The following is a 12977-nucleotide window of genomic DNA, read 5'->3' on the forward strand; positions in this document are numbered from 1 at the left end:
GTTTTTCCACGCTGATTCATTCCGCCCGAGGACCATTTTCATCATGTCCATGACCCCCCGCGAGATCGTCCACGAACTCAACCGCCACATCATCGGCCAGGACGACGCCAAGCGCGCCGTGGCCATCGCCCTGCGCAACCGCTGGCGGCGCATGCAGCTCCCCGCCGAGCTGCGCGCCGAAGTGACCCCGAAGAACATCCTGATGATCGGCCCTACCGGCGTCGGCAAGACCGAAATCGCCCGCCGCCTGGCCAAGCTGGCCAACGCGCCGTTCCTCAAGGTCGAAGCCACCAAGTTCACCGAAGTGGGCTACGTGGGCCGCGACGTCGAGTCGATCATCCGCGACCTGGCCGATGCCGCGCTGAAGATGCTGCGTGAGCAAGAGATCATCCGCGTGCGCCACCGCGCCGAAGACGCCGCCGAAGACCGCATCCTCGACGCCCTGCTGCCGCAGGCGCGGGTCAGCAGCTTCGCCGAAGAAGCCGCGCAGACCAGCACCGATTCCAACACCCGCCAGCTGTTCCGCAAACGCCTGCGCGAAGGCCAGCTGGACGACAAGGAAATCGAGATCGAAGTGGCCGATGCCGTGGGCGTCGAAATTGCCGCGCCGCCCGGCATGGAAGAAATGACCAACCAGCTGCAGAGCCTGTTCGCCAACATGGGCAAAGGCAAGCGCAAGGCGCGCAAGCTGAAGGTTAAAGAGGCGCTGAAGATGGTTCGCGATGAAGAAGCGAGCCGCCTGGTCAACGAGGAAGAACTCAAGGCCAAGGCCCTGGAAGCTGTCGAGCAGCACGGCATCGTGTTCATCGACGAAATCGACAAGGTTGCCAAGCGCGGCAATGTTGGCGGCGCCGACGTGTCCCGTGAAGGCGTGCAGCGCGACCTGCTGCCGCTGATCGAAGGCTGCACCGTCAACACCAAGCTGGGCATGGTCAAGACCGACCACATCCTGTTCATTGCCTCGGGTGCGTTCCACCTGAGCAAGCCGAGCGACCTGGTGCCCGAACTGCAAGGCCGCCTGCCGATCCGTGTGGAGCTCAAGGCCCTGACCCCGGAAGACTTCGAGCGCATCCTGCAGGAGCCGCACGCGTCGCTGACCGAACAGTACCAGGCCCTGCTCAAGACCGAAGGCCTGAATATCGAGTTCCTCGCCGACGGTATCAAGCGCCTGGCCGAGATTGCCTACCAGGTGAACGAGAAGACCGAGAACATCGGTGCCCGCCGCCTGCACACCCTGCTCGAGCGTTTGCTCGAAGAGGTGTCGTTCAGCGCTGGCGACCTGGCCAGCACCCATGACGAAGCGCCGATCCAGATCGACGCGGCGTATGTGAACAGCCACCTGGGTGAGCTGGCGCAGAACGAAGACCTGTCGCGTTACATCCTGTAAGACCGCAGGGGGCCGCCTTGCGGCCCATCGCGACGCAAGGCCGCTCCTACAAGGTAACGCGATCTCCTGTCGGAGCGGCCTTGTGTCGCGATGGGCTGCAAAGCAGCCCCTTGCACAATCCCCCGAATCTCCTGAAGCTGTGCACCATCAGCTCCCGAGAGATTCCGCCCATGGCCCGCCTGCCCACCGCCATCAACCTGCACAAAGCCTCGAAAACCCTCAGCCTCACCTACGCCCCCGGCGAGGTCTACCACCTGCCCGCCGAATTCCTGCGCGTGCACTCCCCCTCCGCCGAGGTTCAGGGCCACGGCAACCCCATCCTGCAGTTCGGCAAGATCAACGTCGGCCTCAGCGGGCTGGAACCTGCCGGGCAATACGCACTGAAACTGACCTTCGACGACGGCCATGACAGCGGCCTGTTCACCTGGGAATACCTCGAGCAGCTGTGCCTGCGCCAGGAACAGCTGTGGGCCGAGTACCTCGACGAACTGCACAAGGCCGGCAAATCCCGCGACCCCGCCGAGTCGGTGGTCAAACTCATGCTCTAGCGCAAGGCCTTCAGGATTTAGAGCGCATTTTCTAAATTCATTTGTTTGAATACCTTACAGACAGCCCAGTGACGGGCTGTCTTGCGCATTACATGAAAGTCGGGTAACCAATGGGGGGTGGCAAGTTCCCTGCATCAAATTGCAGGTAGCCAGAACCCTCGCAGCACCGCTGTTCCTTATCACTGGTCACCCGAGTAGCAGTACCGGGCTCAGAACTGTGCACCCGCCACAGAAACCGGTACTCGTCTCAGGACAACGGAGCGTCGTAGATGAGTAACAAGAACAACGATGAGCTGCAGCGGCAGGCCTCGGAAAACACCCTGGGGCTGAACCCGGTCATCGGTATCCGTCGCAAGGACCTGTTGAGCTCGGCACGCACCGTGCTGCGCCAGGCCGTGCGCCAACCGCTGCACAGCGCCAAGCATGTGGCCCACTTTGGCCTGGAGCTGAAGAACGTGCTGCTGGGCAAGTCCAGCCTTGCCCCGGAAAGCGACGACCGTCGCTTCAATGACCCGGCATGGAGCAACAACCCACTTTACCGCCGCTACCTGCAAACCTATCTGGCCTGGCGCAAGGAGCTGCAGGACTGGATCGGCAGCAGTGACCTTTCGCCCCAAGACATCAGCCGTGGCCAGTTCGTCATCAACCTGATGACCGAAGCCATGGCGCCGACCAACACCCTGTCCAACCCGGCAGCGGTCAAACGCTTTTTCGAAACAGGCGGCAAGAGCCTGCTCGATGGCCTGTCCAACCTGGCCAAGGACCTGGTCAACAACGGCGGCATGCCCAGCCAGGTGAACATGGACGCCTTCGAGGTGGGCAAGAACCTGGGCACCAGTGAAGGCGCCGTGGTGTACCGCAACGATGTGCTGGAGCTGATCCAGTACAGCCCCATCACCGAGCAGGTGCATGCCCGCCCGCTACTGGTGGTGCCGCCGCAAATCAACAAGTTCTACGTATTCGACCTGAGCCCGGAAAAGAGCCTGGCGCGCTACTGCCTGCGCTCACAGCAGCAGACCTTCATCATCAGCTGGCGCAACCCGACCAAAGCCCAGCGCGAATGGGGCCTGTCCACCTATATCGATGCGCTCAAGGAGGCGGTCGACGCGGTGCTGGCGATAACCGGCAGCAAGGACTTGAACATGCTCGGTGCCTGCTCCGGCGGCATCACCTGCACGGCATTGGTCGGCCACTATGCCGCGCTCGGCGAGAACAAGGTCAATGCCCTGACCCTGCTGGTCAGCGTGCTGGACACCACCATGGACAACCAGGTCGCCCTGTTCGTCGACGAGCAGACCCTGGAGGCCGCCAAGCGCCACTCCTACCAGGCCGGCGTGCTCGAAGGCAGCGAGATGGCCAAGGTGTTCGCCTGGATGCGCCCCAACGACCTGATCTGGAACTACTGGGTCAACAACTACCTGCTCGGCAACGAGCCGCCGGTGTTCGACATCCTGTTCTGGAACAACGACACCACGCGCCTCCCGGCCGCCTTCCATGGCGACCTGATCGAGATGTTCAAGAGCAACCCGCTGACGCGCCCGGACGCCCTGGAAGTGTGCGGCACTCCGATCGATCTGAAACAGGTCAAATGCGACATCTACAGCCTCGCCGGCACCAATGACCATATTACCCCTTGGCAGTCGTGCTACCGCTCGGCGCACCTGTTCGGCGGCAAGATCGAATTCGTGCTGTCCAACAGCGGCCATATCCAGAGCATCCTCAACCCGCCAGGCAACCCCAAGGCGCGCTTCATGACCGGTGCCGATCGCCCGGGTGACCCGGTGGCCTGGCAAGAAAACGCTACCAAGCATGCGGACTCCTGGTGGCTGCACTGGCAAAGCTGGCTGGGCGAACGTGCCGGCGAGCTGAAAAAGGCACCGACCCGCCTGGGCAACCGTGCCTATGCCGCTGGCGAGGCATCCCCGGGCACCTACGTTCACGAGCGTTGAGCTGCAGCGCCGTGGCCCCCTGCGGGGCGCCACGGTGTTCATTTCACCCCATGAGTCACGCGCATGCCGCAACCCTATATCTTCAGGACCGTCGAGCTGGACAACCAGTCCATCCGCACCGCCGTCCGCCCGGGCAAGTCGCACCTGACGCCGCTGCTGATCTTCAACGGCATCGGCGCCAACCTGGAGCTGGTGTTTCCGTTCATCGAGGCGCTGGACCCGGACCTGGAAGTCATCGCCTTCGATGTGCCCGGGGTCGGCGGCTCGTCCACGCCGCGCCACCCTTACCGCTTTCCCGGGTTGGCCAAGCTGACGGCACGCATGCTCGACTACCTCGACTATGGCCAGGTCAATGTCATCGGTGTGTCCTGGGGCGGCGCCCTGGCCCAGCAGTTCGCCCACGACTACCCCGAGCGCTGCAAGAAGCTGGTGCTGGCCGCCACTGCCGCCGGTGCGGTGATGGTGCCGGGCAAGCCCAAGGTGCTGTGGATGATGGCCAGCCCGCGGCGCTACGTGCAGCCGTCGCATGTCATCCGCATTGCGCCGACGATCTATGGCGGCGGCTTCCGGCGTGACCCGGACCTGGCCATGCAGCACGCCGCCAAGGTGCGATCCGGCGGCAAGATGGGCTACTACTGGCAGCTGTTCGCCGGGCTTGGCTGGACCAGCATCCATTGGCTGCACAAGATCCAGCAGCCGACCCTGGTGCTGGCAGGCGACGACGACCCGTTGATCCCGCTGATCAACATGCGCCTGCTGGCCTGGCGAATTCCCAATGCCCAGCTACACATTATCGACGACGGCCATCTGTTCCTGATCACCCGGGCCGAGGCCGTCGCCCCGATCATCATGAAGTTCCTTCAGCAAGAGCGTCAGCGCGCTGTCATGCACCCTCGCCCGGTTTCGGGCGTGTAGGGGCGTGCTTGCCCGCGAAGCGGCGCCATGGTTAGAACGAGGGAGTGTTGCCATGAAAGACAAAACGGCCAAAGGAACGACAACGCTTCCCGCCACCAGCATGAACGTGCAGAACGCCATCCTCGGCCTGCGCGGCCGTGACCTGATTTCCACGCTGCGCAATGTCAGCCGCCAAAGCCTGCGTCACCCGCTGCACACCGCGCATCACCTGTTGGCCCTGGGTGGTCAGCTGGGCAGGGTGATGCTGGGTGACACACCGTTTCAGCCGAACCCGCGCGATCCGCGCTTCAGCGACCCGACATGGAGCCAGAACCCGTTCTACCGGCGCGGCCTGCAAGCCTACCTGGCCTGGCAGAAGCAGACCCGCCTGTGGATCGAGGAAAGCCACCTGGACGACGATGACCGGGCCCGTGCGCACTTCCTGTTCAACCTGATCAACGATGCACTGGCGCCGAGCAACTCGCTGCTCAACCCGCTGGCGGTCAAGGAACTGTTCAACAGCGGTGGCCAGAGCCTGGTACGCGGCGTGGCCCACCTGCTCGATGACCTGCGCCACAACGATGGCCTACCACGCCAGGTCGACGAGCGCGCCTTCGAAGTGGGCGGCAACCTGGCTGCAACCGCCGGCGCCGTGGTGTTTCGCAACGAGCTGCTGGAGCTGATCCAGTACAAGCCGATGAGCGAAAAGCAGCACGCCCGGCCACTGCTGGTAGTGCCGCCACAGATCAACAAGTTCTACATCTTCGACCTCAGCTCGACCAACAGCTTCGTCCAGTACATGCTCAAGAGCGGCCTGCAGGTGTTCATGGTGAGCTGGCGCAACCCCGACCCGCGACACCGCGAATGGGGCCTGTCGAGCTACGTGCAGGCCCTGGAAGAAGCGCTCAACGCTTGCCGCAGCATCAGCGGCAACCGCGACCCCAACCTGATGGGTGCCTGCGCCGGCGGCCTGACCATGGCCGCGCTGCAGGGTCACCTGCAGGCCAAGCACCAGCTGCGTCGGGTGCGCAGCGCCACCTACCTGGTCAGCCTTCTGGACAGCAAGTTCGAAAGCCCCGCCAGCCTGTTCGCCGACGAGCAGACCATCGAAGCCGCCAAGCGCCGCTCCTACCAACGCGGCGTGCTGGATGGCGCCGAGGTGGCGCGGATCTTTGCCTGGATGCGGCCCAACGACCTGATCTGGAACTACTGGGTCAACAACTACCTGCTCGGCAAGACACCACCAGCCTTCGACATCCTGTACTGGAACGCCGACAGCACGCGCCTGCCCGCCGCGCTGCATGGCGACCTGCTGGACTTCTTCAAGCTCAACCCGCTGACTCACCCAGCCGGCCTGGAGGTATGCGGCACCCCCATCGACCTGCAGAAGGTCGATCTGGACAGTTTCACCGTAGCCGGCAGCAACGACCACATTACCCCGTGGGATGCGGTGTACCGCTCGGCCTTGCTGCTGGGCGGCGACCGTCGCTTCGTGCTGGCCAACAGCGGGCACATCCAGAGCATCATCAACCCGCCCGGCAACCCCAAGGCCTATTACCTGGCCAACCCCAAGCTGTCCAGCGACCCCCGTGCCTGGTTCCACGACGCCAAGCGCAGCGAAGGCAGCTGGTGGCCGTTGTGGCTGGAGTGGATCACCCCGCGCTCCGGCCCGCTCAAGGCACCACGCAGCGAACTGGGCAATGCCACCTACCCACCGCTGGGCCCCGCGCCGGGTACCTACGTGCTGACTCGATGAGCATGCCAATTGGATGAAGACTCGCGACCGTATCCTGGAATGCGCCCTGCAGCTGTTCAACCAGCAAGGCGAACCGAACGTATCCACCTTGGAAATTGCCAACGAACTGGGCATCAGCCCCGGCAACCTCTACTACCACTTCCACGGCAAGGAGCCGTTGGTGCTGGGGCTGTTCGAGCGCTTTGAAGAAGCGCTGATGCCCCTGCTCGACCCGCCGCTGGAGGTACGCCTGGATGCCGAGGATTACTGGCTGTTCCTGCACCTGATCGTCGAACGCATGGCGCAGTACCGCTTCCTGTTCCAGGACCTGTCGAACCTGACCGGGCGCCTGCCCAAACTGGCCCGCGGCATGCGCAGCCTGATCAACGCACTCAAGCGCACACTGGCAGCGTTGCTGGCCAGCCTCAAAGGCCAGGGGCTGGTAGAGAGCGAGACCCAGGCGCTGGGACAACTGGTGGAGCAGATCACCCTGACACTGATGTTCTCGCTGGATTACCAGCGGGTACTGGGGCGCGAGGGGGATGTGGGGATTGTGGTGTACCAGGTGATGATGCTGGTGGCGCCGCATCTGCAGGCCCAGGCGCGGGGGGCGGCGGAGCAGTTGGCGGTGCGGTATCTGGAGGGGTAAGCCTGACTGGAATGTATTGCGGCAGCCGACGCATTCGCCGGTGAACCCGCTCCTACAGGTACGGTGCAGAGCTTACAAGCGGCGCAGTACCTGTGGGAGCGGGTTTACCCGCGAAGAAGGCGACGCGGTATCAGATCAGGGTACCGGTGCCTGTTTGTGCCGAAGGCGGGTTGCTGGCCGGAGCCGCGGTTGGTGCCGGAGCTGCGCTAGCGGCCGGAGCGGCGCTGGCCGCTGGAGCTGCCGGCTTGGCGGCCGCCGGTTTGGCCGGCGCCTTCTTCACTGCAGGCTTCTTCGCCACAGCCGGCTTGGCCGCTGCCGGTTTCGCCGCAGGCTTGGCCGCTGCAGTCTTGGCAGCAGGTTTCGCCGCAGCAGTCTTGGCCGCCGGCTTGGCCGCCGCAGTTTTCGCCGCAGGCTTGGCCGCTGCCGTCTTGGCCAGTGGCTTGGCCGCCGCCTTGCTCGCAGCCGGTTTGGCCGCAGCGCGCGACGAAATCGGGGTAACCGAAGCGCCGGTAAGTTTCTCGATCTGCTTGGTCAGGCTGTCCACCTGCTGGTGCAGGGCCTTGATCTCGTTGCGGCTCGGCACGCCAAGGCGCGAGATGGCGCTGTTCAGGCGCTTGTCGAAGGCCTCTTCGAGTTCGCTCCACTTGCCCAGCGCACGGTCCTTCACGCCCGACACACGCGAAGTGGTCGACGACTTGGCAGTTTCAGCAACATCTTCGGCGGTCTTCTTCGCCTGCTTCTCGGCCTTCTCGCCATCCTTCACCAGCGAGTCGAACAGCTTCGGGCCGTCCTGGTCGATCTTCGAATAGATACCAAGCCCCGCCAGCCAGATCTTGCGGGAGTACTTCTCGATCCCGCCGACCCAGGAGCTGCCTTCTTTCTCGGAATTCTTCTTGCCAGCCATCCTGCTCTCCTTATGGTTTGTGCGCGACGCGCTCGAGCAGCTCGTGCAGCTGTTCAAGCTTGATGGACAACGCCTCAACGTCATGTTTAGACGGAATGCCAAGGCGATTCAAGGCGCGACCTACCCGCGCGTCGAAAGCTTTTTCGATCTTGTCCAGTTGAACTTCGACCTTGCCGCGTACGCGACTGACTTCCTGGGTCGCTTCTTCGATCTGATTGTTGGCAGCATCGAGCTCCTTGTCGATGCGCTTCTTGCCACGCTTCTCGACGCCTTCGCCGGCCTTGACCAGCTCATTGAAGTAGTCGGAGCCTTCCTGGCCCACACGCGCATAGGCGCCGATGCCCGCCAGCCAGATCTTGCGCGCGTAGCCGCGCACCTCGCCCAGCGTGCCCGGGGCGTCGTCCTTTTTCTTCACAGTCACTTTGGCCATGCTCTGTACCTCATGCTCATGAGTGGAGGATAAACCGCCCATGGAGGTTGGGCTTGAGCACAAGGTAGAGAGGGAAATTAGAATCTTCACCCTAAGGTGAACGAGCATGGCCCCCGGAAGGGGTCAGGCCAGGGCTTTGTCCAGCGCCCGCTCGATCTCGCCCTTGATGGTGCCGCTCATCATCGACAGCATCATGCCCAGCTTCAATTCGACGCGGATGCGGTCATCGAAGATGTGCACGCTGCCGTTGGCACCGCTGCGCGCCACGTCGACCCTGTCGCCGTTCCAGGTGGCCTTGAGGTCGTATTCGCGGGTCAGTTTGTCGACCAGCGCTTCAGCCTTGGCACGGGCGGCATCGCGGCCGAGGGAATGTTTGCGTTCGACGCTGATCTGGGTCATGCGGGTGTTCCTGAAGATGAAGACATAATGGGCATTATGCCCGCCCCTGCCCACTGGCACACCCCGCCAAGACAAATCTGCCCGTTCGCCCTAGAATGGCGGTAATTTTTTCCGGTGAAGCGATATGAACGACCAGCGCAAAGGCGACCACGCCGAACCCACCACCCATTTCGGTTACCAGGACGTCCCTGAAAGCCAGAAGGCGAAGAAAGTCGCCGAGGTGTTCCACTCGGTAGCGGCCAAGTACGACCTGATGAACGACGTGCTTTCCGGCGGCATGCACCGCCTGTGGAAGCGCTTCACCATCGAGCTGTCGGGCGTACGCGCCGGCAATCGTGTACTGGACATCGCCGGCGGTACCGGCGACCTGGCCGCCAAGTTCTCGCGGCTGGTCGGCCCGACCGGTCAGGTAGTGCTGGCCGACATCAACGAATCGATGCTCAAGGTCGGTCGTGACCGCCTGCTCGACCGTGGCGTGGCCGGCAACATCGAGTTCGTTCAGGCCGACGCCGAGAAGCTGCCATTCCCGGACAACCACTTCGACTGCGTGACCATCGCCTTCGGCCTGCGCAACGTCACCCACAAGGACGAAGCCATCCGCTCGATGCTGCGCGTGCTCAAGCCAGGCGGTCGCCTGCTGGTGCTGGAGTTCTCCAAGCCGACCAACAAGCTGATGTCCAAGGCCTACGACGCCTACTCGTTCGCCTTCATGCCGCTGGCCGGCAAGCTGATCACCAACGATTCGGAGAGCTACCGTTACCTCGCCGAGTCGATCCGCATGCACCCCGATCAGGAAACCCTGAAGGCCATGATGGTCGAGGCCGGTTTCGACCGGGTCACCTACCACAACATGACCAGCGGCATCGTTGCCGTGCATCGGGGGATCAAGCCCTGATGCTGCTGGCCGGGCTGCTCGCCAGCGCCGAACATGGCCTGAACCGCGTCCTGCGCATGGACAGCACGGCCCTGCCGCGGCTGGCCGCGCTGGAGGGCAAGGTCATCGAGATCGACTGCCGCCAGCCGGCCTTGCAGGTTTTCATCCTGCCCGATGAAGAGGGCCTGATGCTCGCCGCCCACTGGCAAGGCGAGGTCGACTGCAGCCTGCGCGCCCCGGCCGGCAGCCTGGCGCAACTGGCCCTGGCCAGGGACAAGACCGCCGTGCTGCACAGCCCGCAAGTCGAATTGCATGGCGACAGCGCCGTGCTGCTCGACCTGTTCGGTGTGCTGCAGGACCTGGAGCTGGACTGGGAGCACGAGCTGCAACGCTGGCTTGGCCCGGTCGCCACGGCGCTGCTGGCCGGCCACATCCGCCTGCGCGCACGCTGGACCCGCCAGGGCCTGGCGCGCTTCAGCCAGAACCTTTCCGAGTACCTGGCCGAAGAGTCCCGTACCTTGGTCGGCAAGCGCGAAGCCGAAGCCGCCTTCAGCGAGCTCGATACCCTGAAGCTCGATACAGAACGCCTCGAGGCGCGCCTCAAGCGCCTCTCCCGATCCCTTGATACCAGCGATAACGCATGAAGCTGCTCGCCGTCCGCCGTCTTTTTCGCATCCAGCGTGTGGTGATTCGCTACCGTCTCGATGACCTGCTGTTCGACCTGCCGCTGCCCTGGTGGCTGATGAGCCTGCGCCTGCTGATGCCGTGGCGCTGGCTGCCGCGCAAGCCGTCAGAGCTCAACCGAGGCGCGCGCCTGCGCCTGGCCCTGCAGGACCTGGGGCCGATCTTCATCAAGTTCGGCCAGTTGTTGTCCACCCGCCGTGATCTGCTGCCCAACGACATAGCCGATGAACTGATGCTGCTGCAGGACCGCGTGCCGCCGTTCGACCCCAAGCAGGCCGTGGCACTGATCGAGGCGCAGCTGGGCGCCCCGGTAACGCAACTTTTCAGCCGCTTCGACGTCGAACCACTGGCCTCGGCCTCGGTGGCCCAGGTGCATGCTGCGCGCCTGAAAAGTGGCGAGGAAGTGGTGGTCAAGGTGGTGCGCCCGGGCCTGAAGCCGGTGATCGCCCAGGACCTGGCCTGGCTGTTCCTGATCGCCAAGGCCGCCGAGCGCGCTTCGGCCGACGCCCGCCGCCTGCACCCGGTGGAAATCGTCGGCGACTACGAAAAAACCATCTACGACGAGCTCGACCTGCTGCGCGAAGCGGCCAACGCCAGCCAGTTGCGGCGCAATTTCGAAGGTTCCGAGCTGATGTACGTGCCCCAGGTGTACTGGGACCTGTGCCGCCCCAAGGTGCTGGTGATGGAGCGCATCTACGGCGTGCCGGTGACCGACATGGCCACCTTGGCCGATCAGCGCACCGACATGAAGCTGCTGGCCGAACGAGGCGTGGAGGTATTCTTCACCCAGGTGTTCCGCGACAGCTTCTTCCATGCCGACATGCACCCGGGCAACATCTTCGTCAGCACTGTCAAACCATGGAGCCCGCAGTACATCGCCATCGACTGCGGCATCGTCGGCAGCCTGACCGCCGAGGACCAGGACTACCTGGCGCGCAACCTGATCGCTTTCTTCAAGCGTGACTACCGCCGCGTCGCCCAACTGCACATCGACTCGGGCTGGGTGCCGGCGCACACCAAGGTCAACGAGTTCGAAGCGGCGATCCGCACCGTGTGCGAACCGATCTTCGAAAAACCGTTAAAGGATATTTCCTTCGGCCAGGTGCTGATGCGCCTGTTCCAGACCGCCCGGCGCTTCAACATGGAAGTGCAGCCGCAGCTGGTATTGCTGCAGAAAACCCTGCTCAACATCGAGGGCCTGGGCCGCCAGTTGTACCCAGACCTGGACCTGTGGAGCACCGCCAAGCCATTCCTCGAGCGCTGGATGCGCGACCGCATGAGCCCCAAGGCCGTGCTCGGCAACATCCACAGCCAGGTCGAGCAACTGCCGCACCTGGCCGACATGGCCCGCGACCTGCTCGAGCGCCTGTCGCAACCGCACCTGCACGATCCGCAACTGCCGGAGCGGCGCCGCCAGGGCGACCGCTGGGCGCTGCGCCTGCTCGGCGCCGGCCTGCTCGGCGGGGGCGCGGTACTGGCCGCTGGTGCCGCCGCAGCCACCAGCCTGGCCGCCCCTGCCGCCTGGCCGGCCTGGCTGATGCTGGCCGCCGGCCTTTACCTGATCGTGCGCCAATAGCCAGCCGCGCCCATGGCTGGCACACTAGCGCAAAGGGCCCGGCACAGGAGCGGGCCCGCTTTGGAGTCGACGATGAAAGACTGGCTGGACGAGATCAAGTGGAACAGCGAGGGCCTGGTACCGGCGATCGCCCAGGACCACAAGACCGGACGCGTGCTGATGATGGCCTGGATGAACCGCGAATCGCTGGCCCTGACCGCCGCCGAGCAACGCGCCATCTACTGGTCGCGTTCGCGTGGCAAGCTGTGGCGCAAGGGCGAGGAATCCGGGCATGTGCAGAAGCTGCATGAAATGCGCCTGGACTGCGATGCCGACGTGATCATCCTGATGGTCGAGCAACTGGGCCATATCGCCTGCCATACCGGCCGTGAAAGCTGCTTCTACCGCGTCTTCGAAGACGGCCAGTGGAAAACCGTCGACCCGGTCCTGAAAGACCCGGATGCCATCTACAGCGCAGGACACTGACATGAGCGACACCCTGAACCGCCTGGCCGAAGTGCTTGAAGAACGCAAGCAAGCGGCCCCCGACAGCTCCTACGTGGCCAGCCTGTACCACAAGGGCCTGAACAAGATCCTCGAAAAGCTCGGCGAAGAGTCGGTCGAGACGATCATTGCCGCCAAGGACGCCGCGGTCAGCAAGGATTACAGCGATGTCATCTACGAAACCGCCGACCTGTGGTTTCATAGCCTGGTAATGCTCAGCGCGCTGGGCCAGCATCCGCAGGCCGTGCTCGATGAGCTGGAACGCCGCTTCGGGCTTTCCGGGCATGATGAGAAGGCTGCACGAACGCCTGCTGCCTGACGTATTTTCGGGGCCTGTGGGAGCGGGTTCACCCGCGAACACCGGCAAAGCCGGTGCCATACACCGCGTTGCATTCTTCGCGGGTGAACCCGCTCCCACAATGGTTGCAATGCAGCCCCGATAGGGCCAACACACATTTTTCAGGA

General features: G+C 63.8%; 13 protein-coding genes and 2 pseudogenes. 11 read left to right on the plus strand and 4 right to left on the minus strand.

Annotated features, from left to right (window positions below):
* Positions 1 to 43: 43 nt before the first annotated feature.
* From hslU to ACK56M_RS27095, 6 genes are all read left to right on the plus strand, one after another.
* Complete coding sequence (gene hslU / locus ACK56M_RS27070) at positions 44 to 1387, plus strand: ATP-dependent protease ATPase subunit HslU (RefSeq protein WP_015272084.1); 1344 nt, start codon at positions 44 to 46, stop codon at positions 1385 to 1387.
* Between the two features lie 170 nt (positions 1388 to 1557).
* Complete coding sequence (locus ACK56M_RS27075) at positions 1558 to 1935, plus strand: gamma-butyrobetaine hydroxylase-like domain-containing protein (protein ID WP_003249306.1); 378 nt, start codon at positions 1558 to 1560, stop codon at positions 1933 to 1935.
* 269 nt (positions 1936 to 2204) lie between these two features.
* The gene (gene phaC, locus ACK56M_RS27080) at positions 2205 to 3884 is read left to right on the plus strand and encodes a class II poly(R)-hydroxyalkanoic acid synthase (protein WP_015272085.1); all 1680 of its coding nucleotides are present in this window, start codon (positions 2205 to 2207) and stop codon (positions 3882 to 3884) included.
* A 63-nt stretch (positions 3885 to 3947) separates the two neighbouring features.
* A complete protein-coding gene (gene phaZ / locus ACK56M_RS27085) occupies positions 3948 to 4799 on the plus strand; it encodes a poly(3-hydroxyalkanoate) depolymerase (RefSeq protein WP_015272086.1) in 852 nt (283 codons plus the stop codon).
* A 52-nt stretch (positions 4800 to 4851) separates the two neighbouring features.
* Positions 4852 to 6534, plus strand: coding sequence for a class II poly(R)-hydroxyalkanoic acid synthase (gene phaC, locus ACK56M_RS27090; RefSeq protein WP_024087840.1), 1683 nt, complete (start codon positions 4852 to 4854; stop codon positions 6532 to 6534).
* Positions 6535 to 6547: 13 nt separating this feature from the next.
* Complete coding sequence (locus tag ACK56M_RS27095) at positions 6548 to 7162, plus strand: TetR/AcrR family transcriptional regulator (protein ID WP_025340913.1); 615 nt, start codon at positions 6548 to 6550, stop codon at positions 7160 to 7162.
* Between the two features lie 166 nt (positions 7163 to 7328).
* Here the strand turns inward: ACK56M_RS27095 and ACK56M_RS27100 are convergent.
* The 4 genes and pseudogenes from ACK56M_RS27100 to ACK56M_RS27115 form a co-directional block, all read right to left on the minus strand.
* Positions 7329 to 7640: pseudogene (locus tag ACK56M_RS27100) on the minus strand (hypothetical protein); the annotation flags it as partial.
* 87 nt (positions 7641 to 7727) lie between these two features.
* A pseudogene (locus tag ACK56M_RS27105) lies at positions 7728 to 8150 on the minus strand (phasin family protein); the annotation flags it as partial.
* Entirely contained in the window at positions 8077 to 8496 is a 420-nt protein-coding gene (locus ACK56M_RS27110; RefSeq protein ID WP_015272090.1) for a phasin family protein, read from the minus strand. The pseudogene ACK56M_RS27105 and the gene ACK56M_RS27110, both read right to left, overlap by 74 nt.
* A gap of 123 nt (positions 8497 to 8619) precedes the next feature.
* Entirely contained in the window at positions 8620 to 8895 is a 276-nt protein-coding gene (locus ACK56M_RS27115; protein ID WP_015272091.1) for a polyhydroxyalkanoic acid system family protein, read from the minus strand.
* A 124-nt stretch (positions 8896 to 9019) separates the two neighbouring features.
* On the opposite strand from ACK56M_RS27115, the gene ubiE reads away from it, so the two are divergent.
* The 5 genes from ubiE to ACK56M_RS27140 all read left to right on the plus strand — a co-directional run bounded on the left by ubiE (position 9020) and on the right by ACK56M_RS27140 (position 12831).
* Positions 9020 to 9790: a bifunctional demethylmenaquinone methyltransferase/2-methoxy-6-polyprenyl-1,4-benzoquinol methylase UbiE gene (gene ubiE, locus ACK56M_RS27120; protein ID WP_013974541.1), complete on the plus strand. Its 771-nt coding sequence runs from the start codon at positions 9020 to 9022 to the stop codon at positions 9788 to 9790.
* Positions 9790 to 10413: an SCP2 domain-containing protein gene (locus ACK56M_RS27125; protein WP_003259850.1), complete on the plus strand. Its 624-nt coding sequence runs from the start codon at positions 9790 to 9792 to the stop codon at positions 10411 to 10413. Before ubiE ends, ACK56M_RS27125 begins: the two co-directional genes overlap by 1 nt.
* A complete protein-coding gene (gene ubiB, locus ACK56M_RS27130) occupies positions 10410 to 12029 on the plus strand; it encodes a ubiquinone biosynthesis regulatory protein kinase UbiB (RefSeq protein WP_015272092.1) in 1620 nt (539 codons plus the stop codon). Before ACK56M_RS27125 ends, ubiB begins: the two co-directional genes overlap by 4 nt.
* A 72-nt stretch (positions 12030 to 12101) precedes the next feature.
* Positions 12102 to 12494 (plus strand): phosphoribosyl-AMP cyclohydrolase, encoded by a 393-nt coding sequence (hisI, locus tag ACK56M_RS27135; protein ID WP_013974544.1) that lies wholly within the window; start codon positions 12102 to 12104, stop codon positions 12492 to 12494.
* 1 nt (position 12495) lies between these two features.
* Positions 12496 to 12831 carry a phosphoribosyl-ATP diphosphatase gene (locus ACK56M_RS27140; protein WP_015272093.1) on the plus strand — a complete coding sequence of 112 codons (336 nt, stop codon included), beginning with the start codon at positions 12496 to 12498 and terminating at the stop codon, positions 12829 to 12831.
* Positions 12832 to 12977 lie beyond the last annotated feature (146 nt).

It is taken from the genome of Pseudomonas sp. s4, assembly GCF_046764235.1.
Classification (GTDB): domain Bacteria; phylum Pseudomonadota; class Gammaproteobacteria; order Pseudomonadales; family Pseudomonadaceae; genus Aquipseudomonas; species Aquipseudomonas asiatica.

Coding starts and splice junctions, on each gene's coding strand:
- hslU (WP_015272084.1), top strand. CDS start 44: ATGTCCATGACCCCCCGCGAGATCGTCCACGAACTCAACCGCCACATC.
- ACK56M_RS27075 (WP_003249306.1), top strand. CDS start 1,558: ATGGCCCGCCTGCCCACCGCCATCAACCTGCACAAAGCCTCGAAAACC.
- phaC (WP_015272085.1), top strand. CDS start 2,205: ATGAGTAACAAGAACAACGATGAGCTGCAGCGGCAGGCCTCGGAAAAC.
- phaZ (WP_015272086.1), top strand. CDS start 3,948: ATGCCGCAACCCTATATCTTCAGGACCGTCGAGCTGGACAACCAGTCC.
- phaC (WP_024087840.1), top strand. CDS start 4,852: ATGAAAGACAAAACGGCCAAAGGAACGACAACGCTTCCCGCCACCAGC.
- ACK56M_RS27095 (WP_025340913.1), top strand. CDS start 6,548: ATGAAGACTCGCGACCGTATCCTGGAATGCGCCCTGCAGCTGTTCAAC.
- ACK56M_RS27110 (WP_015272090.1), bottom strand. CDS start 8,496: ATGGCCAAAGTGACTGTGAAGAAAAAGGACGACGCCCCGGGCACGCTG.
- ACK56M_RS27115 (WP_015272091.1), bottom strand. CDS start 8,895: ATGACCCAGATCAGCGTCGAACGCAAACATTCCCTCGGCCGCGATGCC.
- ubiE (WP_013974541.1), top strand. CDS start 9,020: ATGAACGACCAGCGCAAAGGCGACCACGCCGAACCCACCACCCATTTC.
- ACK56M_RS27125 (WP_003259850.1), top strand. CDS start 9,790: ATGCTGCTGGCCGGGCTGCTCGCCAGCGCCGAACATGGCCTGAACCGC.
- ubiB (WP_015272092.1), top strand. CDS start 10,410: ATGAAGCTGCTCGCCGTCCGCCGTCTTTTTCGCATCCAGCGTGTGGTG.
- hisI (WP_013974544.1), top strand. CDS start 12,102: ATGAAAGACTGGCTGGACGAGATCAAGTGGAACAGCGAGGGCCTGGTA.
- ACK56M_RS27140 (WP_015272093.1), top strand. CDS start 12,496: ATGAGCGACACCCTGAACCGCCTGGCCGAAGTGCTTGAAGAACGCAAG.